18 protein-coding genes and 2 pseudogenes are annotated in these 20072 nt (G+C 70.2%); 11 read left to right on the forward strand and 9 right to left on the reverse strand.

Going from position 1 to position 20072, the window contains the following annotated elements; genetic code table 11:
- The first annotated feature begins 64 nt into the window (after positions 1-64).
- Both ASG80_RS19280 and ASG80_RS19285 read left to right on the forward strand, forming a co-directional pair.
- Complete coding sequence (locus ASG80_RS19280; RefSeq protein WP_056733749.1) at positions 65-1480, forward strand: hypothetical protein; 1416 nt, start codon at positions 65-67, stop codon at positions 1478-1480.
- Complete coding sequence (locus tag ASG80_RS19285; protein WP_200952630.1) at positions 1477-1923, forward strand: nitroreductase family deazaflavin-dependent oxidoreductase; 447 nt, start codon at positions 1477-1479, stop codon at positions 1921-1923. The genes ASG80_RS19280 and ASG80_RS19285 overlap by 4 nt, the downstream gene beginning before the upstream one ends.
- On the opposite strand, the gene ASG80_RS19290 is transcribed toward ASG80_RS19285, so the two are convergent.
- From ASG80_RS19290 to ASG80_RS19295, 3 genes are all read right to left on the reverse strand, one after another.
- Positions 1920-2372: an isoprenylcysteine carboxylmethyltransferase family protein gene (locus ASG80_RS19290; RefSeq protein ID WP_056733751.1), complete on the reverse strand. Its 453-nt coding sequence runs from the start codon at positions 2370-2372 to the stop codon at positions 1920-1922. The genes ASG80_RS19285 and ASG80_RS19290 overlap by 4 nt on opposite strands.
- A gap of 36 nt (positions 2373-2408) precedes the next feature.
- Positions 2409-2585 carry a hypothetical protein gene (locus ASG80_RS23750; protein ID WP_156401963.1) on the reverse strand — a complete coding sequence of 59 codons (177 nt, stop codon included), beginning with the start codon at positions 2583-2585 and terminating at the stop codon, positions 2409-2411.
- 61 nt (positions 2586-2646) lie between these two features.
- A complete protein-coding gene (locus ASG80_RS19295; protein WP_056733901.1) occupies positions 2647-3384 on the reverse strand; it encodes a hemerythrin domain-containing protein in 738 nt (245 codons plus the stop codon).
- Positions 3385-3556: 172 nt separating this feature from the next.
- Here ASG80_RS19295 and ASG80_RS19300 point away from each other — a divergent pair, with 172 nt between their 5' ends.
- The 3 genes from ASG80_RS19300 to ASG80_RS19310 all read left to right on the forward strand — a co-directional run bounded on the left by ASG80_RS19300 (position 3557) and on the right by ASG80_RS19310 (position 6351).
- A complete protein-coding gene (locus tag ASG80_RS19300; protein WP_056733755.1) occupies positions 3557-5332 on the forward strand; it encodes an alkaline phosphatase family protein in 1776 nt (591 codons plus the stop codon).
- 57 nt (positions 5333-5389) lie between these two features.
- Positions 5390-5680 carry a hypothetical protein gene (locus ASG80_RS19305; RefSeq protein ID WP_156401964.1) on the forward strand — a complete coding sequence of 97 codons (291 nt, stop codon included), beginning with the start codon at positions 5390-5392 and terminating at the stop codon, positions 5678-5680.
- A gap of 86 nt (positions 5681-5766) precedes the next feature.
- Positions 5767-6351, forward strand: coding sequence for a dihydrofolate reductase family protein (locus tag ASG80_RS19310; protein ID WP_056733760.1), 585 nt, complete (start codon positions 5767-5769; stop codon positions 6349-6351).
- Between the two features lie 32 nt (positions 6352-6383).
- On the opposite strand, the gene ASG80_RS19315 is transcribed toward ASG80_RS19310, so the two are convergent.
- The gene (locus ASG80_RS19315; protein WP_369816283.1) at positions 6384-7367 is read right to left on the reverse strand and encodes a nucleoside/nucleotide kinase family protein; all 984 of its coding nucleotides are present in this window, start codon (positions 7365-7367) and stop codon (positions 6384-6386) included.
- Here ASG80_RS19315 and ASG80_RS24915 point away from each other — a divergent pair.
- The 4 genes and pseudogenes from ASG80_RS24915 to ASG80_RS19325 all read left to right on the forward strand — a co-directional run.
- Positions 7347-7427, forward strand: a pseudogene (locus ASG80_RS24915) (hypothetical protein); the annotation flags it as partial. The gene ASG80_RS19315 and the pseudogene ASG80_RS24915 sit on opposite strands and share 21 nt — an antisense overlap.
- A gap of 44 nt (positions 7428-7471) precedes the next feature.
- Complete coding sequence (locus tag ASG80_RS24620) at positions 7472-7609, forward strand: hypothetical protein (RefSeq protein WP_235508407.1); 138 nt, start codon at positions 7472-7474, stop codon at positions 7607-7609.
- 318 nt (positions 7610-7927) lie between these two features.
- Positions 7928-8602: an O-methyltransferase gene (locus ASG80_RS19320; protein WP_056733762.1), complete on the forward strand. Its 675-nt coding sequence runs from the start codon at positions 7928-7930 to the stop codon at positions 8600-8602.
- Between the two features lie 139 nt (positions 8603-8741).
- Positions 8742-9548, forward strand: a complete 807-nt coding sequence (locus ASG80_RS19325) for a DUF1345 domain-containing protein (protein WP_056733764.1) — start codon at positions 8742-8744, stop codon at positions 9546-9548.
- A 6-nt stretch (positions 9549-9554) separates the two neighbouring features.
- Here ASG80_RS19325 and ASG80_RS19330 read toward each other — a convergent pair whose 3' ends face one another.
- The 4 genes from ASG80_RS19330 to ASG80_RS19345 all read right to left on the reverse strand — a co-directional run bounded on the left by ASG80_RS19330 (position 9555) and on the right by ASG80_RS19345 (position 13900).
- Positions 9555-10571, reverse strand: a complete 1017-nt coding sequence (locus tag ASG80_RS19330; RefSeq protein ID WP_056733905.1) for a LacI family DNA-binding transcriptional regulator — start codon at positions 10569-10571, stop codon at positions 9555-9557.
- A gap of 71 nt (positions 10572-10642) precedes the next feature.
- Entirely contained in the window at positions 10643-11470 is an 828-nt protein-coding gene (locus ASG80_RS19335) for a carbohydrate ABC transporter permease (protein ID WP_056733907.1), read from the reverse strand.
- 96 nt (positions 11471-11566) lie between these two features.
- Positions 11567-12517 (reverse strand): carbohydrate ABC transporter permease, encoded by a 951-nt coding sequence (locus ASG80_RS19340; protein ID WP_056733766.1) that lies wholly within the window; start codon positions 12515-12517, stop codon positions 11567-11569.
- A gap of 75 nt (positions 12518-12592) precedes the next feature.
- Complete coding sequence (locus ASG80_RS19345; RefSeq protein ID WP_056733768.1) at positions 12593-13900, reverse strand: ABC transporter substrate-binding protein; 1308 nt, start codon at positions 13898-13900, stop codon at positions 12593-12595.
- A 349-nt stretch (positions 13901-14249) separates the two neighbouring features.
- On the opposite strand from ASG80_RS19345, the pseudogene ASG80_RS19350 reads away from it, so the two are divergent.
- Both ASG80_RS19350 and ASG80_RS19355 read left to right on the forward strand, forming a co-directional pair.
- Positions 14250-16229, forward strand: a pseudogene (locus tag ASG80_RS19350) (beta-galactosidase).
- A 129-nt stretch (positions 16230-16358) separates the two neighbouring features.
- Positions 16359-18545, forward strand: coding sequence for a glycosyl hydrolase 53 family protein (locus ASG80_RS19355; RefSeq protein ID WP_235508408.1), 2187 nt, complete (start codon positions 16359-16361; stop codon positions 18543-18545).
- A gap of 122 nt (positions 18546-18667) precedes the next feature.
- On the opposite strand, the gene ASG80_RS24230 is transcribed toward ASG80_RS19355, so the two are convergent.
- Complete coding sequence (locus tag ASG80_RS24230) at positions 18668-20026, reverse strand: hypothetical protein (protein ID WP_056733770.1); 1359 nt, start codon at positions 20024-20026, stop codon at positions 18668-18670.
- Positions 20027-20072: the final 46 nt, after the last annotated feature.

Consider the following 20072-nt stretch of genomic DNA (forward strand, 5'->3'; position numbering starts at 1 on the left):
TCCCTTCACTCCTCCGGCCGCGTCGCGGCTCGACATCCGCGCGCGCCCGTCGTACGGTTCAGGCATGGACAGCGCTGTCGCGGCGATCGCCGAGTGGATGCCGCTGCAGCGGTGGTTCGGCGGCAAGGGGCACGCGCCCTCGCTCCGGCTCATCGGCGCGTTCGAGCTGTCGACCGTCGACGAGGGCGCCCGGGTTCGCACGCTCCTCGTGATGGACGACGCGTCCGACCCGCCGATCCTCTACCAGGTGCCGGTCGTCGAGCGGGCCGACCGACTGCATTCGCCCGCGGCATCCGACCACCTGATCGGGCGACTGCCCGACGACGGCTTCCTCTACGACGGGCCGCACGACCGCGCCTACACCGACGCGCTGCTCGGGATGATCGTGGGCGAGGCGCGTGCGGTCACCGAGGGCGCGGATGCCTCGGGCCGATTCTCGGGGCCCGAGCGCACCCTCCCGCCGGCGAGCGCGCCGGCGACGGTGCTCGGCGGGGAGCAGTCGAATACGTCGATCATCTACCGCCCGGCGGAGTCGGCGCCGATCATCTGCAAGGTGTTCCGGCAGCTGCACCACGGCGACAACCCCGATGTCACCCTGCAGACCGCACTCGCGGCATCCGGATCACCCCATGTGCCGGCGAGCGTGGGCGCCGTCGAGGGCGAGTGGGACGACGTCGGCCAGCCCACGGGGCGCGCGCGGGGCCACCTCGCGTTTGCGCAGGAGTTCCTGCCGGGCGTCGAGGACGCGTGGCGCGTGGCGCTCACCGCGGCGGCGACGGCCACGCCCTTCACCGACGAGGCCCGCGCGCTCGGCTCCGCGGTGGCCGAGGTGCACCTCTCGCTCGGCGACCTCTTCCCCCGCGAGCGTCCGTCGGAGGAGCTCATCGACCGCATCACCGCCGCCTGGAGCCGCCGCCTCAGCATCGCCGTGACCGAGGTGCCCGAGCTCGGCGTGCACCGCGCAGCGATCGACGCGTTCTACGCCCGGGCGCAGGCGGGCGCGTGGCCGGAGCTGCAGCGCATCCACGGGGACCTGCACCTCGGGCAGGTCCTGCTCGTGCCCCGGCGCGGCTGGGTGCTGCTCGACTTCGAGGGCGAGCCGCTGCGCCCCATGCACGACCGCCGCCGCCCCGACCTGCCCGCGCGCGACGTCGCCGGCATGCTCCGCTCGTTCGACTACGTCGCGGGGTCCACGGCGCTCGCCCTGCCCGAGCGCGCCGTCGCGGCGGTGGCGTGGGCGGATGCCGCACGGCAGGCATTCCTCGATGGCTACGTCGCGTCATCCGGCGTCGACCTGAGCCCCTACCGCGACCTGCTCGCCGCGTTCGAGCTCGACAAGGCCGTGTACGAGGCGATCTACGAGACACGCAATCGTCCGACGTGGGCGGCGATCCCGCTGCACGCGATCATGAGCCTGCTCGAGTCAGGGCCGCTGCGAGCATCGGACGAGGCAGCGAAGGGCCTGGCCGAGTCGATATGACCGGGCGCATCAGGAGGGCCTACTTCTGGACGATCAACCACACGGCCAACCGACTCACCCTGCGCATCGCGCGCAGCGGGTACGGACCGCTCGCGCTCGTGCGACACGTGGGACGAAAGAGCGGCAAGACGTTCGAGACGCCGATCCTGCACGGTCGGGCACCCGAGGGCTTCGTCGCCGTGCTCATCTACGGGACGGGGGTGAGCTGGTACCGCAACCTTCGCGCGGCCGGACACGGCGTCGTCGTGCGAGGCGTGCACGAATACGAGATCGACGGCGTCGAGCCGTACCCGACCGAAGCCGGGCTGCGCGCGTTCTCACTCCCCATCAGGGTCTTCCTGAGGACGCTTCGACGCAGCGAGTTCCGGCTGCTCCACATTGCGGCGAGCGCGCCGGGGCCGGCGCCGGGCCGCGCCGCCGGGCCGGCCGCAGCGCCGGTCTAGCGGATGCCGCGGCCGAACAGCAGCAGCGGAGTCTGCTCGGCGTACTCTCGGTACTCGTCGCCGAACGCGTCGAGGAGTCGGTGCTGCTCGATGTGCGCCTTGACGACGAGCACGATCACGAACAGCACCCACACGACGATGAGCTCGAGGCGCGCCCGCCACAGCACCCACCCGGCCGTGGTGACGATGAGGCCCAGGTAGGTCGGGTTGCGCGTGAGGCGGAAGACGCCGCTCGTGCGGAGCGCCGCGCCGTCCTTCGGTGCAACCCACACCACGAGGTCCCGCCCGAGCGCCACGGCGCCGGCGGTGGCGAGCACAGCGCCGTCGACCGCGAGCAGGATCGCGATCACCGTGATCCAGGTCTCGCTCCAGAGCGGTTCCCCGGGCAGCAGCATGAGCGCGAGCAGCAGGAACTGCGCCCACACCAGCCAGTTCGCGCGATCCCTCATCGCCCGCTCGCCTCCCTGGGACCATCCTCCCCCGAATCAGGCGAGTTCGATCAACGTCACGCCGAGCGACGCGCCTGCACTCGCCAGTCGCTCGTCGAAGGTCGCCATCGCCGCGCCGTTGCTCATCGCGGCGTCGAGCACGCAGCAGTCGGGGAGCTTCAGCGCCGTCTCGACCCGGAGGCGGGCGAGCCGTGCCGCTCCGCCCGTGGGCATCCACTCGACGATGCCGAGCTCGGCAAGGTGATGCTCGGCGAGTGCGACGGCACCGGCGAGGCTATGCCTGCCGGCTCCCGACGAGGGCCTTCCGATTCGCCTCGTACTTCCGCTTGCCGACCCAGCGCCAGATGAGCCGCACCGGAGGCGGCAGGCGCTTGCGCTCCCACTCCTGCCCACCGTCGGGCTGTGCGGCGAGGATCGCGCCGAGCTGGACGAACATCTTTCCCTTCGGCGTGGCCCTGCGTCCGTGCTCGGAGAGCGCGTCGACCTCCTTCTGGGTGATCACCGTCTCCATGACCGGCACGATGTTCGTCTCCTCGTCAGGCAGGTGCGCGGCGAGCGCGGCGTTGATGCCGTCGAGCGCAGCCGTGACGCCCGCGGCATCCGCTGCCCTGCCGCTCCCCCGCCAGGCGGGCAGTGCCGCATCGAGCGCCGTGAGATGCACGAGCAGCTCGGCATGCTGCGCCTTCATGCGCTCGACATGTGCGGCGCACGACGGCGCGCGCTGCTCGAGCGGGCCCCAGAGCATGGTGTCCTCGCCCTCGTGGTGGGCGTGCAGCCCGACCGAGAGCATGTCGAGGTGGTCGCCGACGACCTCGGCGTGCGCGACGTCGCCCTCGGCGACCCCGTCGATGAGCGCGCGGCCCTCGCCGAACCCGGCCTTGAACAGCCGGTGGATCTCGGCCATGCCGCTCGCGTCGCAGGTCTTCGCGGCACCGGGCGCTCCGGGCGCACCGGGCGCTCCGGGCGGGCGCTCGGGCTGGTCGCCACTCGAGGGAAGCGCGGTCGCGGGCATGTCCACTCCGATCGTCGGTGATTGGCACGCAGTCGCTCGCGACCCTATGACGAAGCTGATGCCGCGACAAGACCCCGCGCGAGGGACGCCCGGCCGGCATCCGCAAGGCAGGTTCACCCGCGCGATGGACAGGTGTCCTAGGGTGCTGCGTAGGGGGAAGAGGTGGCCGCTCATGGCTGACGGTTCGACCGGGGATGACGCGCAGCCGTCGCGTCGCGAGTTCCTCCGCGCGGGTGGCGCGGCCGCGGCCGGAGCAGCCGTCGGCGGTGCTGCGGGATTCGCGGCGGGCGCAGCGGTCGGCGGCGCGGGCCGTGATGGATCGTCCACGCCCGTGCCTCCATCGCTCCTGCCGGAGGGCACGATCCCGCCGCGCGCGGCCGGGCCCGGCTTCGATCACCTTGTGGTGCTGATGTTCGAGAACCGGTCGTTCGACAACCTGCTCGGGTACCTCTACGCGACCTCCGAGGTTCCCGATGGGCAGTCGTTCGCCGGGCTGAATGAAGGTCCGTTCGCGAATGAGGACGTCGAAGGGCGGCGCATCGAGACCCACCCGTACACCGGCACGACCGACGAGGTGATGAGCAGCCCGCGGCCAGACCCGGGCGAAGACTACCCGCATGTGAACACACAGCTGTTCGGCACGGTCGACCCGCCAGGCAATGCACACGCGCAGGTGGCGCAGATGCAGGCGCCCTTCAACGCGCCGAGTGCGGCGTCGCCGGCCACGATGACCGGATTCGTCCGCGACTACATCAACAGCTTCCACGCGGAGCGGGGCACGGCACCGACCCACGACGAGGCCGAAGTCGCGATGGGGGCGTTCTCACCCGACATGCTGCCCGTGCTCTCGACGCTCGCGCGGGAGTTCGCCGTCTTCGACCACTGGCACTGCGCGGTTCCGGGACCGACCTTCTGCAACCGCTCCTTCTTCCACGCGTCGACCTCGCACGGGTTCGTCACCAATCACGACAACGGCGGCTACGCCAAGTGGGGGCGCAAGGACGTGGTCGTGCCGACGATCTTCAACCGGCTCGAGGACGCCGGGATCTCGTGGTGCGTGTACTACGACGACCGCCAGCACGTCTCGCTGACCGGGCTCATGCATGCGCCCGCGCTCAAGCCCTTCTTCCGTAGCAGGTTCCGCCCGATGAGCGATTTCTACCGGGCCTGCGAGGAGGGCTCGCTGCCCGCGTACTCCTTCCTCGAACCCCGGATGGCCTACGACCACAACGACATGCACCCGCCCACCGGTGACATACGCACGACGGATGTCGACGGCTTCCCGGTCACCGGGGGTGCGATCTCCGACGTGCGAGCGGGAGACGCACTCCTGCACGGGATCTACACGGCGATCCGGGCGAGTGACTCGGCGACCGGGTCGAACGCGATGAACACGATGCTGCTCGTCACGTTCGACGAGCACGGCGGCACCTTCGACCACGTTCCCCCGCCCGAGGCCGAACCACCCGGCGACGACGTCGAGCACGAGATGGGATTCGCCTTCGATCGGCTCGGCGTGCGCGTACCCGCCATCGCCGTCTCCGCCTACACCGCCGCCGGTCAGGTCATCCATGAGCCGATGCATCATGGCAGCGTGATCAGCACCCTCACCGCGAAGTACGATCTCGAACCCCTCACGAACCGCGACCGGGACGCTCCGCCCGTCGACGTGGCCGTCACCCTCGAGCAGCCTCGGCCGGCGACGTCGTGGCCGCAGACGCATCCGCAATACACGCCACGGAACCCCGAGTCATCCGACCCCGTTCCGAATGGCGATGACGATCGCCCGCTGAGCCCTCCAGGCGCTGGCCTCATGGGCCTGCTCGCGGCACACCAGGGCGTCACGGATGCCCCACCGGTCACGTACCGTCAGGCGCACGCCCTCATCGAACAGCACGGAACCGACCTGTTCGGCCCGCCCGAGTCGGTGCCGGCGACGGGCGGCTGATCGGCCCGCTCGGAGCAGGGGCTGGGGTCGCCGCGCTTCGGGGGTTAGTGTTCGGAGATGACTGAAGTGAACTCGGCTCCCGTCCCGCTGCCGGAGGACACCCGTACCCAGGTCCTCAACGCTGAGGTGGCGAAGTACGTGCAGCGCGGGTGGACCGTGCAGACGTTCGCGGCCGGCCAGGCCGTGCTCTCGAGGAACAAGCGGATCGGATGGTTCTGGAATCTGATCCTCGTGATCCTCACGGGCGGCCTGTGGCTGTTCTACATCCTCTATCGTGCGTTGAACCGCAAGAAGGAGACGGCGATCATCACGGTCGACGCCAACGGCAGGATCCACTCGGCGGGCTGAATCATTCGTCGGATGTCGAAACGCCCAGCTCAGCCTCGACCTCTCTGTGAACGTACGTTTCTCAGAGCAGACGAAGGGCACGAACGATGCGAACGATCTCCGTGACGAACAACATCTCACTCGACGGCGTGATGCAGGCGCCGATGTCGGCCGAGGAAGACACCAGGGGCGGCTTCACGTACGGCGGTTGGGCGCTCGGCGCGAACCGCGACCCCGAGCTCGGCGCCGAGATGGGCAAGGGCATGGCCGAGACGGGTGCCATGCTCTTCGGCCATCGCACGTACGAGCACATGTTCGCCTTCTGGCCGCATCAAACCGACGGCAATCCGTTCACGGAGCACCTCAATGCCACCGAGAAGTTCGTGGTGACGCGCGACCCGTCGCTCGAGCTCACATGGCAGAACACCACCGTCGTGCCCGGCGAGGCGGCGGACACGATCGCAGAGCTGAAGTCGACCGACGGCGGCGACCTCGCGATCCTCGGCAGCGGCGAGCTGGTGCGGACGCTCGCCTCCGCCGGGCTCATCGACGAGTACGTGCTCATCATCCATCCCGTCGTGCTTGGCACCGGCCGGCGGATGTTCGACGAAGTGCACCAGCAGCTCCGACTCGTCAGCAGCATGACCACATCGACGGGGATCACGTTGGCGCGGTACGTGCCGGCGGACTGAGCGCCAGCCGGGGGCCCGCGCCCCGGAACGGCCTAGTCGCCGGCGGCGACGATCTCCCAGGTGACGCCCGACACGACGACGTCCGCCCGCTCCCGCGCCGGCGCGATCCCGCGCGCGTTCGCGCCGTCCACCTCGGTCGCCCAGGCCCGCGCGGCCTCGATCGACCGACCGAACTCGGTGTGCCGACGCACGAGTCGGTGCATCCGCTCGTCGTCGTCGGTGTCGCAGAACCACGCCTCGTCGAGCAGGTCGCGCACGCCCTGCCACGGCTCGACGTCGCTCAGCAGGTAGTTGCCCTCGACGACCACGAAGCGAGCGGATGCCTCGATCGCGATCTCTCCCGCGACGGGCTCGTCGACGTGCCGCTCGAACGCCGGCGCGTACACGACGTGATCGACCTCGCGTCGGACCCGCTCCAGCAGCGCGACGAACCCCCAGCCGTCGAACGTCTCGATCGCGCCCTTGCGCTCCCGCAGGCCGAGCCGGTCGAGCGTCGCGTTCGCGAGGTGGAATCCGTCCATCGGCAGGTGCACCGCGACCGGCGCCGCCGTGGTTTCGGCTGAGGTGTTTGCGCCCTCGTTCAGCGCTGTCACGAACCGCTGCGCAAGCATCGTCTTGCCTGCACCGGGGCTGCCGGTGATGCCGAGCACGATGCGTCCACCGGATGCCGCGTGCAGCCGCCGCGCCCGATCGGCGAGCACTCCGAGCGCGGCGCGCACTTCGGGTAACGGGGTCGGGGCGCGCGAGGGCATGCCTCCAGCATGTCGCACCCCGCGGTATCCGCTCGCCTGAGGATCTTGCTCCAGCGTGCCGCTCCCTACGATGGAGGCGTGCTGATCCGCCTCGCCGGCGCTGCCGATTCCGCCGCCATCGCCCCGCTCGTCGGCGAGCTCGGCTACCCGACCACCCTCGCCGCAGTCGAGGCGCGCTTCGACCGGGTCGCCGGGAGCACGCGGGATGCCGCGTGGCTTGCGCTCGGCGATGATGACGGCCAGATCGGGTTCGCGGCCGGGCACTACACGTGGGTCTACGAACTCGATGCCCCGGTCGCCGAGCTGATTGCGCTCGTAGTCACCGAGGCGAGCCGGGGCACCGGCGCCGGCCGGGCGCTCATGGATATGTGTTCGAGGCGTGGTGCGCGGCCGCGGGCTGTGTGCGCGCGAGCGTGGCGACGGCGTTCCGGCGCGTGGACGCGCACGCCTTCTACGAGCGGCTCGGATACGAGCAGCTGGCGAAGAAGTACGAGAAGACGTTCTGACCGCGGACAGCGACCCGCGAGCCGCCGCACCTGCGAACCGTCGCCGACCCATCACCGCCGGCGGCATCGCGCAACAGTTTCTCTCCGCAGAACCAGTAAACAAGTAGACATGTGGATAAGTCGACAAGTAAACAAATAGAGAGATCGACTGATCCTGCTGAGAGAAACCAACTCTGGGCGGATCCCGAGCCGGAGCCGACTCCGGCACCGGATAACCCGCCGGTCTGGCCACACGCGGCCAGCACGGCCACGCCCACCGCGACGGCGGCCGGGGCTCGACCCATTGACGGGGCGCGGGGCGGCGATCAGGCTGGCCGCATGGCAGACTCCACTCCCGGGAACTGGCGGCGCGTCGACCACTACTTCGCGACGACCCTGATCGATGACGACCCGACCTTGACCGAGGCGGTGTCCGATTCCATCGCCGCGGGCCTCCCCGCCATCGAGGTCACCCCGCTCGCAGGCAAGCTCCTGCACCTGCTGGCGCGCATGTCGGGTGCGCGGCGCGTGCTCGAGGTGGGCACGCTCGGGGGCTTCTCGACGATCTGGCTCGCCCGCGGCATCCCGCACGACGGCCGCGTCGTGACCCTGGAACTCGAGCAGAAGCACGCCGACATCGCGCGCGCGAACCTCGAGCGGGCGGGAGTGTCGGAGAAGGTCGAGATCGTCGTCGGGCGTGCGGTTGACACCCTGCCGGTCATCGCCGAGCGCGGCGACGAGCCCTTCGACCTGGCGTTCATCGACGCCGACAAGCAGTCGAACACGATCTACATCGACTGGGCGATCCGTCTCGGGCGGCCGGGCACGATCATCGTCGTCGACAACGTCGGCCGGATGGGCGAGGTGGCCAACCCCGACACCGACGACGCGATGGTGATCGGCACCCAGCGTGCGCTCGAGCTGTTGGGGAGCGACCCGCGGGTGGATGCCACGGCGTTGCAGACCGTCGGCGCGAAGGGCTGGGACGGGGTCGCCATCGCGATCGTCGTGTAGCGAGGCCGTCGTCGGCGGCGATCTACGGGCCGCGCCATCCGCTCGCCTCTGGCCTCGGAGCGCTGCAACGGTGCACCATAGGGGGACGCGCCGCGAACACCGCGTCGCGGAGTCGCGGTACTCGACGGGGGAGGCGCGCATGACGGATGCCACGACCTCACGCGTCGCCGCGGCCACGCAGCTCACCTGGCGCATCGTGAACCTCGTAGTGCTCGCCGTGGTGCTGGCGCTCGGGTTGGGGTTCATCTTCGCCGACGAGGACACCGAGTTCCAGATCAACTCGCTCGCCCTGTGGTGCCTGGCGTCGACGCTCTACATGATCGCGTGGATGATCGTCCTCGGGCGCATCTCGCGCAGCGCCTGGCGCGGCTCGCCCACCCTCATCGCGACACGGCCGCCGGGTCGCGTCGCGTCGCTCCTCATCACGATCCTGTCGAGCATCATCGGTGTCGCGGCGGCGAGCGAGCTGCTCGTGGTGCGCTCCGACCCCGAGTTCGGCACCGCCATCGACTTCTTCGGGGTCTGGGCGATGCTGCTCGCGTGGGGGTTCCTGCACTGGGGCTTCGCGCAGATCTACTACCGGCTCTACCACCACGGGCCGGGGCGCGTTCGGCGTCGCCGGGCGGGCGGAGTGAGCACGGATGCCGCACCCGTCGCACCGCCCACCGACTCGAACGGCACGGATACCACGCCCGCCTCACCGCCCACCGGCTCGGTCGCCGTCACCGATCCACCGATGGTCTTCCCGTACACGCAGAACCCCGGCCTGCTCGACTTCGTCTACGTCGCGTTCATGGTGGGCACGAGCTTCACGCCGAACGACGTCGAGACCACGATGCGCATCCGCTGGACCGTGGTCTGGCACTCGGTCATCAGCTTCTTCTTCAGCGCCTTCATCATCGTGCTCGCCATGAACACGATCACGGGCGGTAGCTTCAGCAACTGAGGGCGCTCAGGCGGACTCGCGCCGCACCAGCTCGGTGGGCAGCGTCATCCGCCCGGCCGGCCGGCCGTCGATCACGTCGAGCAGCATCCGCACCATCTCCTGCGCGATCCGATCGAACGGCTGGCGCATGGTCGTGAGCGGGGGTTCCACGCGCGTCGCGATCGGGGCGTCGTCGAAGCCGGCCACGGCGACGTCGTCGGGCACGCGGATGCCGCGCTCCCGCAGCACCTCGAGCGCCCCGGCGGCCATCACGTCGTTGGCGACGAAGACCGCATCGAGGTCGGGCGCCCGCGCGAGCAGCTCGCCCATCGCCCGCACGCCGCTCGCCCGCGAGTAGTCGCCCTCGGCGACGAGGCCCTCGTCGAACGCGTCGCCGAGCTCCTGCCGGTACCCCTCGAGCCGGCCGATGCCGCCCGACGTGTCGAGCGGCCCGGTGATCGTCGCGATGCGCGAGCGACCCGACTCGCGGAGGAAGGCGACCATGTCGCGCGCGCCCTCGAGGTCGTCGGCGGCGACGTAGCCGATGCGCCGCTCGTACCCGAGCGGCACCCCGCACGCGACCACCGGCACCTCGGCGGCGACGAGGTCGGCGAGGAATCCCTCACGCCCCCGGTGCGACGACACCAGCAGGGCGCCGTCGACGTGTCCGCCCATGATGAACTCGGTCGCGCGGCGCTGCTCGTCGTCGGAGCCCGCCATGAGCAGCACCAGCGGCAGGTCGCGGGCGGCGAGCGCGTCCGCGGCGCCGCGCATGAGCGTCGAGAAGTTCGGGTCCTCGAAGAGCCGGTCCTGCGACTCGGTGAGCAGGAACGCGATCGAGTTCGCCCGCGCCGTCGCGAGGTTCCGCGCGTGCGGGTTGATACGGTAGCCGGTCTTCTTGATGGCGCGCTCGACGGCCTCACGAGCGGCAGGGCTCACCCAGTGCCCACCGTTCAGCACCCGCGAGACCGTGCCGCGGGAGACGCCGGACTCGCGGGCGACGTCCTCGATGGTGGGCCGCTTCCGCGGCGCGTGATCACTCACGTGGCCAGTGTAGGTGCGGCCGGATCCCCCGCGGGCTGCGCCGGACGCGCGCCCCGCGGCATCCGCCGGGCTCACGCCTTCACGGCGCCGGCCGCGAGGTCGACCCGCCAGTACCGCTGCAGCACGAGGAACAGCACGATGAGCGGCACGATCGACAGCAGGGCGCCCGTGATGACGAGCGTGTACATGGCCGGCAGCGAAGCGCCCTGGTTCAGCAGCCCCGAGAGCCCGACCGTGATCGGGAACAGCTCGTCGTTGCCGAGCATGATGTACGGCAGCATGAAGTTGTTCCAGACGGCGACGAACTGGAACAGGAAGATCGTCACGAGCCCAGGCCCCATCATCGGCAGCGCGATGCGGTGGAAGATGTAGAGCTCGCGGGCGCCCTCGGTGCGCGCCGACTCGATGATGTCGGTCGGCACCGCGGCAGCCGCGTAGATGCGGGCGAGGTAGATGCCGTACGGACTGATGAGCTGTGGCAGCAGCACCGACCAGTAGGTGTTCGTGAGTCCGACCTGCGCGAGCAGCAGGTACTGCGGAATCGCGACGATCACGCTCGGCACGAGCACGCCCATGAGCAGCACCTTGAACACGACGCCCTTGCCCGGGAACGTGTACTTCGCGAGCGCGTACCCCGACAGCGCCGACACGTACGTGGAGACGATCGCGCCGAACCCGGCGTAGAGCGCGGTGTTCAGCATCCACCGCCAGTACAGCCCGTCGCGGTAGTTCGTCAGCTCGACGATGTTGTCCCAGAGGTGCGTCGACGGCGCGAAGGTGAACGTCGAGAACAGCTCCGAGGCATCCTTCGTCGACGCGATGACCACCCACGCCACCGGCAGCAGGCAGTAGAGCGCGCCGAGCAGGAGCACGGCCGTCGAGCCGGGGGCGAGCGGCATCCGCGTGTCTGAGACAGGGCGGTGGCCACGGTCATCGGATGCCTCGACGAGCTCGGGCACCACCAAGGCTCGGGTCTGGTTGGTGATGGTCATGGCTCAGTCCTCCTGGCCGAAAGCGCGCCGCTGCACGACGCGGAGGAAGAAGAAGGAGACGGCGAACGTGGCGACCGCGATGATCACGGAGGTCGCTGCGGCCGAGTAGATGTCGTCACGGGTGAACGCATCCCGGTACACGTACATGAGCGGCGACCACGTCGTCGAGAGGCTGTTCGTGAGCGGCCGCAGGGTCATCGGCTCGGCGAACACCTGCAGCGTCGCGATCATCGAGAACAGCGCGGTCATGATGAGTGCGGGCATGATGATCGGCACCTTGATGCGCCAGGCGATCTGCACCTCGGATGCCCCGTCGATGCGTGCTGCCTCGTAGATCTCGGTCGGCACCGCCTTCAGCGACGTGTACATCACGATCATGTTGAAGCCGACGCCGCCCCAGAGGCCGATGTTCGCGATCGCGAAGATGACGAGGCCGGGAGAGAGCAGCGACGGCACGTCGTCCCAGCCGAGCTGTTCGAAGATCCAGTAGAACGGGCTGACCGCCGGGAGGTAGAGGAAGCCCCACAGGAGCGACGAGATGACCGCCGGCACCGCATAGGGCAGGAAGATCGAGACGCGCGAGAAGCCCTTCGCGCCCGTGCGGCGTGCGTCGAGCAGCAGCGCGAACAGCAGTGCGAGCCCGAGCATGGTGGGCACGAGGATGAGCCCGTACACGAGCACCCGCCCGACGCTCGCGAGGAACTCGGGGTCGGTGAGGGTCGCGACGTAGTTCTCGAGGCCGGCGAACGTGCGCGACTTCGCGCCCGACCCGAGTCCGAGGCCCCTCACCACCTCCTTCTGGAAGGAGAGCACCAGGGTGTAGAGGATCGGCGCCGCCATGAACAGCGTGAACAGCACGATGCCCGGGGCGAGCATCATCCAGGGGGTGAGGGTGCGGCGGGCGGGGCCGCGTCGCCGCTTCGTCGCTGGTGGGGCTTCGACCGTGGCGGTCATCTCGTGGGGGTCCTTCCTGAATGGTGCTGCTGGTCGAGGAGCCGGCGCAGCCGGCTCCTCGACCAGCAGCGGCGTTTACTTCGCGACCGTGAAGCCGCTCGACTCCAGGTCGTCGACCGTGATCGTCTGCATCGCCGCGACCGCCGCGAGGAACGCGTCGACGGTCTTCGCCTCGGCCGCCTTCGCGAACTCGTCGTTGTAGGCGCTGAACGCGACGTTCACGTTCGGGCCGTACTGGAACGGCGCGACCGCCTGTGCGGCCTCAGCGGCGACGTCGTAGAAGTCGGGCTGGTTGCTGAAGAACTCGGGCGCCTCGGTGAGGGCGGATGCCGCGGCATCCGTGGACGCGGGGTAGATGCCCGTCTCGGTGACGAGCGCCTGGACCGCCTCGGGGTCGGTGTTCAGCCAGGTCGCGAACTCGACGGCGGCGTCGACGTTCTTCGACTGCGAGGTGACCGCGGTCGACGAACCGCCCCAGTTGCCGTTGGAGACATCCGTGCCCCAGTTCGGCAGCGGCGCGGCCTTCCAGAGGCCGGCGGTGTCGGCTGCGTTGCCCGAGAGCACGCCCGGACCCCACACGGCGCCGAGCCAGCCGGCCTGCGTGCCGTCGTTCAGGGCTGCGTTCCACTCGGGCGTGTACATCGGCTTGTTGTCGATGACGCCCTCGGCGACCAACCCGCCCCAGTACTCGGCGACCTGCTGGGTGGGCGCCTCGTCGATGCCGACGCCCCAGGCGTCGCCGTCGATCGACCACCACTCCGCCTTCGCCTGCTGCGAGAGGCCGGCGAACCAGCCGGCGTCGTTCGACGAGAAGGTGCCGAGGTACTTCGACGGGTCGGCCGTGTGGAGCGCGCGGGCCGTCTCGGCGTACTCGTCCCACGTGGTCGGCACGGTGAGGCCGAGCTGCGTGAAGATGTCGTCGCGGTAGTAGAACATCATGGGGCCGGTGTCCTGCGGGATCGCGTAGAGCGCGTCGCCGCCGAGCGTCACCGAGTCCCACACGCCCTCGGGGAATTCGCCCGAGACATCCGCGGCGCTCGTGCCGGCGAGGTCGGCGAGCGCGTCGGACGAGACGAGCGTCGGGATCTTCTGGTACTCCGCCTGGATCAGGTCGGGCGCGCCGCTGCCGGCCTTGATGGCCGTGAGCAGCTTGGTGATCGCGGGGTCGCCGCCGTCCTGCTTGTTGACCGTCACCTGGATCTCGGGGTGCGCGTCGTTCCAGATGTCGACCACCTTGTCGAGCTTGGGCGCCCACGCCCAGTAGGTGAGTTCGATCGGGTCGTCGGCGGTGCCCTCCGAACCCCCGTCGGCTGAGCAGCCGGTCATGATCAGCGCCGCGGCTGCAACGGCGGCGATGGCGCCGGTGCGGAATGCTGCACGCATTCGTCCTCCTTGTCGAAAGCTGTGAAAGCTGTGATTGCGGATGCCCCATGGCTCCGCGCGACCGTAGAGGACCACGCTGTGCCTGTGAGCGATCCCAGTAATGCACAGCCCGGCTTGCGTGTCAACTCCTGAGAAGACGGATGTTGCAACGGGGTGCTTCTGTGTTACAACTGTGACCGCACACAGTTTCAAGGGAGAACGCTCCATGCCTTCGCAGTCCGCGCCGATCTCGCAGTCCGTGCCCGCCTCTGGCGCTACCGCGGCCACGGCGCCCGCACCCTCCGTGCCCGCCGCCCCTGCCGCGCCCGCCACGGCCGCCGGCCCTGAGGCTTCAGCGCGCAGCGGCTGGATCCCCGGCACCCCCGCGATCCGCTTCGGCGGCGACTACAACCCCGAGCAGTGGACGCGCGAGACCTGGCTCGAGGACATCGAGCTCATGCGCGAGGCCGGGGTCAACCTCGTGAGCGTCGGCATCTTCTCGTGGGCGCTGCTCGAACCGCGCGAGGGCGAGTACGACTTCTCGTTCCTCGACGAGGTGCTCGACCTGCTCGCGGGCGCCGGCATCGACGTCGACCTCGGCACGCCCACCACCGTGCCGCCGGCCTGGTTCTGGAAGGCGTACCCGCAAGCGCGTCCGGTGACCCGCGAGGGTGTCACGCTGGGCTTCGGCTCACGGGGCATCGTGAGCCCGAGCTCCCCCGAGTACCGTCGCGCGGCGTCGGCGATTGCAGAGAAGCTGGCCGAGCGGTACGCGCACCACCCGGCGGTCGTCATGTGGCACGTGCACAACGAGTACGGCGCCCCGGTCTCCGAGAGCTACGACGAGGCATCCGTCGCCAACTTCCGCGGCTGGCTCGAGCGGCGCTACGGGTCTCTCGGGGCCCTCAACCGCGCGTGGGGCACCACGTTCTGGGGCCAGGTCTACGGCGAATGGGACGAGGTGGACGCCCCGCGCGCGTCGGCGAGCGTGTCGAACCCGGCGCACCGCCTGGACTTCCATCGGTTCACGTCCGACGCGCTGCTCGAGTGCTTCGTGCTCGAGCGCGACGCGATCCGCCGCCACGCGTCGTAGCCGATCACGACGAACTTCATGGCGACGAGCTGCCCGTCGGTCGACTACTGGCGCTGGGCGCCCGAGATCGACATCATCTCGAACGACCACTACCTGACGGCCTCGCGGCTCGACGCGCACGTGATGCTCGCGATGGACGCCGACTTCACGCGCTCGCTCGCTGCGGGCAGGCCGTGGGTGCTCATGGAGCACTCCCCCTCGGCCGTGAACTGGCAACCGCGCAACATCGCGAAGCGCCCCGGCGAGCTCGCGCGCAACAGCATGTCGCACCTCGCACGCGGCGCCGACGCGATCATGTTCTTCCAGTTCCGCGCGAGCCGGTTCGGCGCCGAGAAGTTCCACTCCGCGATGCTCCCCCACGCTGGGCGCTCGTCGCGCGTGTGGAACGAGGTCGTCGAGCTGGGCGAGCTGGCGGGCCACCTGTCGGAGCTGCGCGGCAGCCGCGTCGAGGCATCCGTCGCCGTGGTCTGGAGCACCGAGTCGTTCTGGGCGCAGGAGCTCGAATGGCGGCCGTCGGTCGACCTGTCGCACCGCGAGCGGCTCGAGGCGTTCTACTCCGAGCTGTGGAAGCTCGGCGTGACGGTCGACTTCGTGCATCCGGGGGCTGATCTCTTGGGGTACCACGCGGTGTTCGCGCCGGCGCTGTACCTGCTCGACGAGGCGTCGGCGGCGAACCTGCGCGCGTATGTCGAGGGCGGCGGCGTGCTCGCGGTGTCGTACTTCTCGGGCATCGTCGACGAGTTCGACGCGGTGCCGGCGGGGCCGTTCCCTGGTCGTCTGCGCGAGGTGCTCGGGCTGTCGATCGAGGAGTTCCAGCCGCTGCGCGAGGGCGAGCGCGTCGCCGTCACGGGCGGGTCTTCGGGTTCCGTCTGGACCGACGAGATCGTGCTCGACGGCGCCGAGCCCGTCGAGCACTACATCGACGGCCCCGCGGCCGGGCTGCCCGCGTTCACGCGCAACGCCCTCGGCGACGGGTCGGCCTGGTACGTCTCGACGAAGCTCGACGGCTCGGCGCTGGGATCGTTCATCGACGACGTGCTCACCGACGCGGGCCTGACCGTCGTGCCGCCGCCCACCGGGCTCGAACGTGTCATCCGGGTCGCCGACGACGGCACGCGGTTCCTCGTCGCGATCAACCATGCGGAGGCCGACGTGGTGATCGATGCGGTCGGCACCGATCTCGCGACGGGCGAGGCGACGGATGCCGCGACGCTCGTGCCCGCGGGTGCGACCCGGGTCATCCGCCTCGACGGCTGACGCAGGACAACTCCATACGCACCACCGCGTTCGGTCCACCCGGACGGAACGACACCGCAGCGTCGCGGATCCGTTCGCCCTCTCGGGCGGCGACCCACTGGGCTGCCGAATCGAGAGGGAGCACGGATCGTGCACAAGCACAGCAGAGGAAGAAGGGGCGTCGTCGCGCTGGCGGCGGCCCTCGCAACCCTGGTCGCGGTGCCCGCGGGCGCGTCGGCGGCCGCGGCATCCGAACCGGGTGACGGCCCGGTCGACGCGGGCATCTTCGTCGAGAAGGTCGAGGGGCTCTCGCCCGACTTCGTGAACGGCGTGGATGTCTCGACCGTGCTGTCGCTCGAGGAGAGCGGCGTGGTCTTCCGCGACGCCACCGGCGCGCCCGCCGACCTGTTCGACGTGCTCGCCGCCGACGGCGTGAACACGGTGCGGGTACGTGTGTGGAACGACCCGTTCGACGCATCCGGCCACGGCTACGGCGGAGGCAACGTGGATGTCGCGCGCGCGGTCGAGATCGGGCAGCGGGCGACTGCGGCCGGGCTCAGCGTGCTCGTGGACTTCCACTACTCGGACTTCTGGGCCGACCCGGCCCGCCAACTCGTGCCGAAGGCGTGGGCGGGGCTGACGCCGGCAGAGACGGTTACCGCGCTGCACGAATTCACGGCTTCGTCGCTGCAGTCGTTCGAGGACGCGGGTGTCGCCGTGAGCATGGTGCAGATCGGCAACGAGACGAACAACGGCATCGCCGGTCACACGCGTGCGGGCCGCGAGATCGACGCCCAGTTCGCGGCGCTCGTCTCGGCGGGCAGTGCGGCAGTGCGCGAGGTACTGCCCGACGCGCTCGTGGCGGTGCACTTCACCAACCCCGAGACGGCGGGCCGGTACGCGACGTATGCCGCGGGTCTCGCCCAGTTCGGCGTCGACTACGACGTGTTCGCGAGCTCGTACTATCCGTACTGGCACGGCACGACGGACAACCTGACGGCGGTGCTCACCGACATCGCGACGACCTACGGCAAGCAGGTCATGGTTGCCGAGACGTCGTGGGCGCACACGCTCGAAGACGGCGACGGGCACCCGAACGTGATCGGCTCGGGCACCATCACCGACGACTACCCCGTGAGCGTGCAGGGCCAGGCGACGCAGTTGCGCGACGTGATCGCCGCGGTCGCCGCCGTCGGCCACGCCGGCATCGGCGTCTTCTACTGGGAGCCTGCGTGGCTGCCGGTCGGTCCGCCTTCGGAGGTCGAGGCGAACCGCGTGCTCTGGGAGCGCGACGGTTCGGGCTGGGCCACGAGTGCCGCCGCCTCGTACGACCCAGTGCACGTCGGCGAGTGGTTCGGCGGATCGGCGTGGGACAACCAGTCACTGTTCGCCTGGGACGGCACACCGCTCGAGTCGCTGCGCACGTTCGCGTACGTGGTCACGGGCGCGGTCGCTCCGCGCGAGGTCGTATCGGTCGAGCAGGTCGAGCTGTCGGTGACGGATGGCTCGCCGGTGTCGCTGCCCGCGTCCATCACGGTCACCTACAACGACGGGACCACGGAGCATCCGTCGGTCATCTGGTCGAGTGCGGTCGATTGGATCCGCGGGCCGGGCGAGTACTCGATCCCGGGCCAGACCTCGACCGGGCTCTCCGTTGAGGCGTCGGTGACGGTGCTGGCGGAGAACCTCGTGCAGAACGGTTCGTTCGAATCGGCCGACATGAGCACGTGGACGCTGACCGGCCCGGCGGCCCGCACGCAGACCGCCGATGGCTCCGACGGCGACTTCGCTGTGACGTTCTGGAGCGGGCTGGCGTACACGACGTCGGTGTCGCAGACACTGACCGGCGTGCCAGCGGGTAAATACACGCTGCAGGGCACGACGCAGGGAACCGGCTCCCCCGCCGGCGACTCGCGCGTGCTCTCTGCTACGACGTCGGCGGGCTCGTGGAGCGCGCCACTCGAGTTCACGGCCTGGAACGAGTTCCACACGGCCGCCGTGCCTGGCGTGGTCGTCGGCGCCGACGGCATCGTCGAGCTGCGTGCCGACTTCGCACTCACGGCGGGCGCGTGGGGCGTGGTCGACGACGTGCGACTCGTCGCCGCGTCAGACGCGCCGCCGGTCGATACCTCGGCCTTGTCGACAGCACTCGCCTCAGCCGCCTCCACCGACCGCTCGAAGTACGCGGATGCCTCGCTCGCCACGCTCGACGCGGCGGCCGCGATCGGCGACGTCGTGCTCGCCGGATCGCGGGCGACGCAAGCCGACGTGAAGGAAGCAACGAAGCTGGTGGAGAAGGCGGTGAAGAAGCTGGAGCCGGTGAACGCAAAGGGCTGAGTCAGGCGAGGGGTGAGCGGATGCCGCTCGGCATCCGTTCACCCGCACGGCCCGGCATGGCCGGACGGGCTCATCGAGGTGCTGGCGCGGCCACGCGACCGATGCCGCCGGCGTGCACGCACTCAGAATCCACCGCCGTCACCGCCGCCGAAACCGCCCCCGTCGCCGAACCCACCGAAGCCGCCGCCCCCGTCGCCGAAGTCACCGCCCCCACCGCCAACGTCGCCACCGCCCGCACCGCCGCCGAAGAAGCCGCCGCCCCCGCCGTCCCCCGCAAGATACCCGCCGCCCCACCCCTTGGTGTCACCGACCAGCGGCACGCCGAATCGCGACTCGTCGCCCCGCTGCAGTGCCCTGCCGCCGACGCGGATGGGCTGCGACAACTCGGCCGCGACGATGGCGATGCACGAGACGAGGCGATCCGCCGAGAACGGAGCGACCGAGCGATACCAGGCAGGCACGACGCCCGAGCGCTCGGCGACCTCGGCGACGCGCTTGATGACGGATGCCTCGTCGAGCAGCACCGCCCACGGCAGCAGCTGCTCGCCGGCGGCCGAGCTCCTGACACCCGAGCCCGCGACACCCGAGCTCGCAACATCCGAGCTCGCGACACCCGAGCTCGCGACATCCGCGCTCGCAAGGTCCTCCCGAAAGCGGATCGCCCGCTCACGGAGCTGCAACCCTGCCGCGTTCAACGGGATCCAGCGAGGCAGGAGCATGCGCAGCCCGAGCGCCGCAGCGCCGATGCCGATAGCGCTCCACGCGATCGAGTTCCCGGCGTCATCGCCGAGCCCGAGGGTGACGAATCCCAGGACGACCCCGAGCACACCTCCGACCGAGGCGGCCCGGAATCGGCCGACCGGGCGCGGCTCGCGGTACCACTCCGCCGCCTCACGGAACCCGTTGCGCGTCACCGCGACGAGGAGTTCGTTCTGCTTGACGACGCGGTCGACGTCGACGCTCGAACCACGCAAGGGCGTGTTCGAACCACCGGATAGCCCGGGCGCGAGCAACGCTCGCACGGTGCCGTCCTCGGTGTCACCCGACTCGGCGATCGCGCCGACGGCCAGCGGGTTGTCGGTGGCGACGACGAGGCGGATGTCACGAGCACGGCCCTCTTCACCGTCGCCGACGCCGCGCCGATCGTGGATCGCGATGACGCCGTCGCCGGCGAGCTGCATCACGGTCGCCGGCAGCCACCGCGTCGACGCGATTCCCGACACGAACGCGACGGGAAGCAGCCCCGCCGTCTTCGGATCGGTCGACGCGTACGTGATGCCCTCCTCGGGTTTCCGCAACCACGCGACGATCAGGGAGCCGACGGCAACCGCGGCGGTCAGGGAGCCGGCGAGCGCGATGAGGGGCAGCAGCGCGGTCCCGAGGCCTCCGCCAGCGGATACCGCGAGCGGCTCGGTGCCTGTGCCGGCATCCGCCAGGTCCACGATGATCTGGTTCAGCGCCGCGACGACCGATCGTCCCATGACCGGAGGTTACCCCCGTAGGGCCACGCAGGGCACAGCGGAAGCC

The sequence above is a fragment of the Agromyces sp. Soil535 genome (genome assembly GCF_001428255.1).
Classification (GTDB): domain Bacteria; phylum Actinomycetota; class Actinomycetes; order Actinomycetales; family Microbacteriaceae; genus Agromyces.

Excerpts from the sequence above, each read along its gene's own strand:
- ASG80_RS19280 (WP_056733749.1), top strand. The coding sequence starts at position 65 with ATGGACAGCGCTGTCGCGGCGATCGCCGAGTGGATGCCGCTGCAGCGG.
- ASG80_RS19285 (WP_200952630.1), top strand. The coding sequence starts at position 1,477 with ATGACCGGGCGCATCAGGAGGGCCTACTTCTGGACGATCAACCACACG.
- ASG80_RS19290 (WP_056733751.1), bottom strand. The coding sequence starts at position 2,372 with ATGAGGGATCGCGCGAACTGGCTGGTGTGGGCGCAGTTCCTGCTGCTC.
- ASG80_RS23750 (WP_156401963.1), bottom strand. The coding sequence starts at position 2,585 with ATGCCCACGGGCGGAGCGGCACGGCTCGCCCGCCTCCGGGTCGAGACG.
- ASG80_RS19295 (WP_056733901.1), bottom strand. The coding sequence starts at position 3,384 with ATGCCCGCGACCGCGCTTCCCTCGAGTGGCGACCAGCCCGAGCGCCCG.
- ASG80_RS19300 (WP_056733755.1), top strand. The coding sequence starts at position 3,557 with ATGGCTGACGGTTCGACCGGGGATGACGCGCAGCCGTCGCGTCGCGAG.
- ASG80_RS19305 (WP_156401964.1), top strand. The coding sequence starts at position 5,390 with ATGACTGAAGTGAACTCGGCTCCCGTCCCGCTGCCGGAGGACACCCGT.
- ASG80_RS19310 (WP_056733760.1), top strand. The coding sequence starts at position 5,767 with ATGCGAACGATCTCCGTGACGAACAACATCTCACTCGACGGCGTGATG.
- ASG80_RS19320 (WP_056733762.1), top strand. The coding sequence starts at position 7,928 with ATGGCAGACTCCACTCCCGGGAACTGGCGGCGCGTCGACCACTACTTC.
- ASG80_RS19325 (WP_056733764.1), top strand. The coding sequence starts at position 8,742 with ATGACGGATGCCACGACCTCACGCGTCGCCGCGGCCACGCAGCTCACC.
- ASG80_RS19335 (WP_056733907.1), bottom strand. The coding sequence starts at position 11,470 with ATGCCGCTCGCCCCCGGCTCGACGGCCGTGCTCCTGCTCGGCGCGCTC.
- ASG80_RS19340 (WP_056733766.1), bottom strand. The coding sequence starts at position 12,517 with ATGACCGCCACGGTCGAAGCCCCACCAGCGACGAAGCGGCGACGCGGC.
- ASG80_RS19345 (WP_056733768.1), bottom strand. The coding sequence starts at position 13,900 with ATGCGTGCAGCATTCCGCACCGGCGCCATCGCCGCCGTTGCAGCCGCG.
- ASG80_RS24230 (WP_056733770.1), bottom strand. The coding sequence starts at position 20,026 with ATGGGACGATCGGTCGTCGCGGCGCTGAACCAGATCATCGTGGACCTG.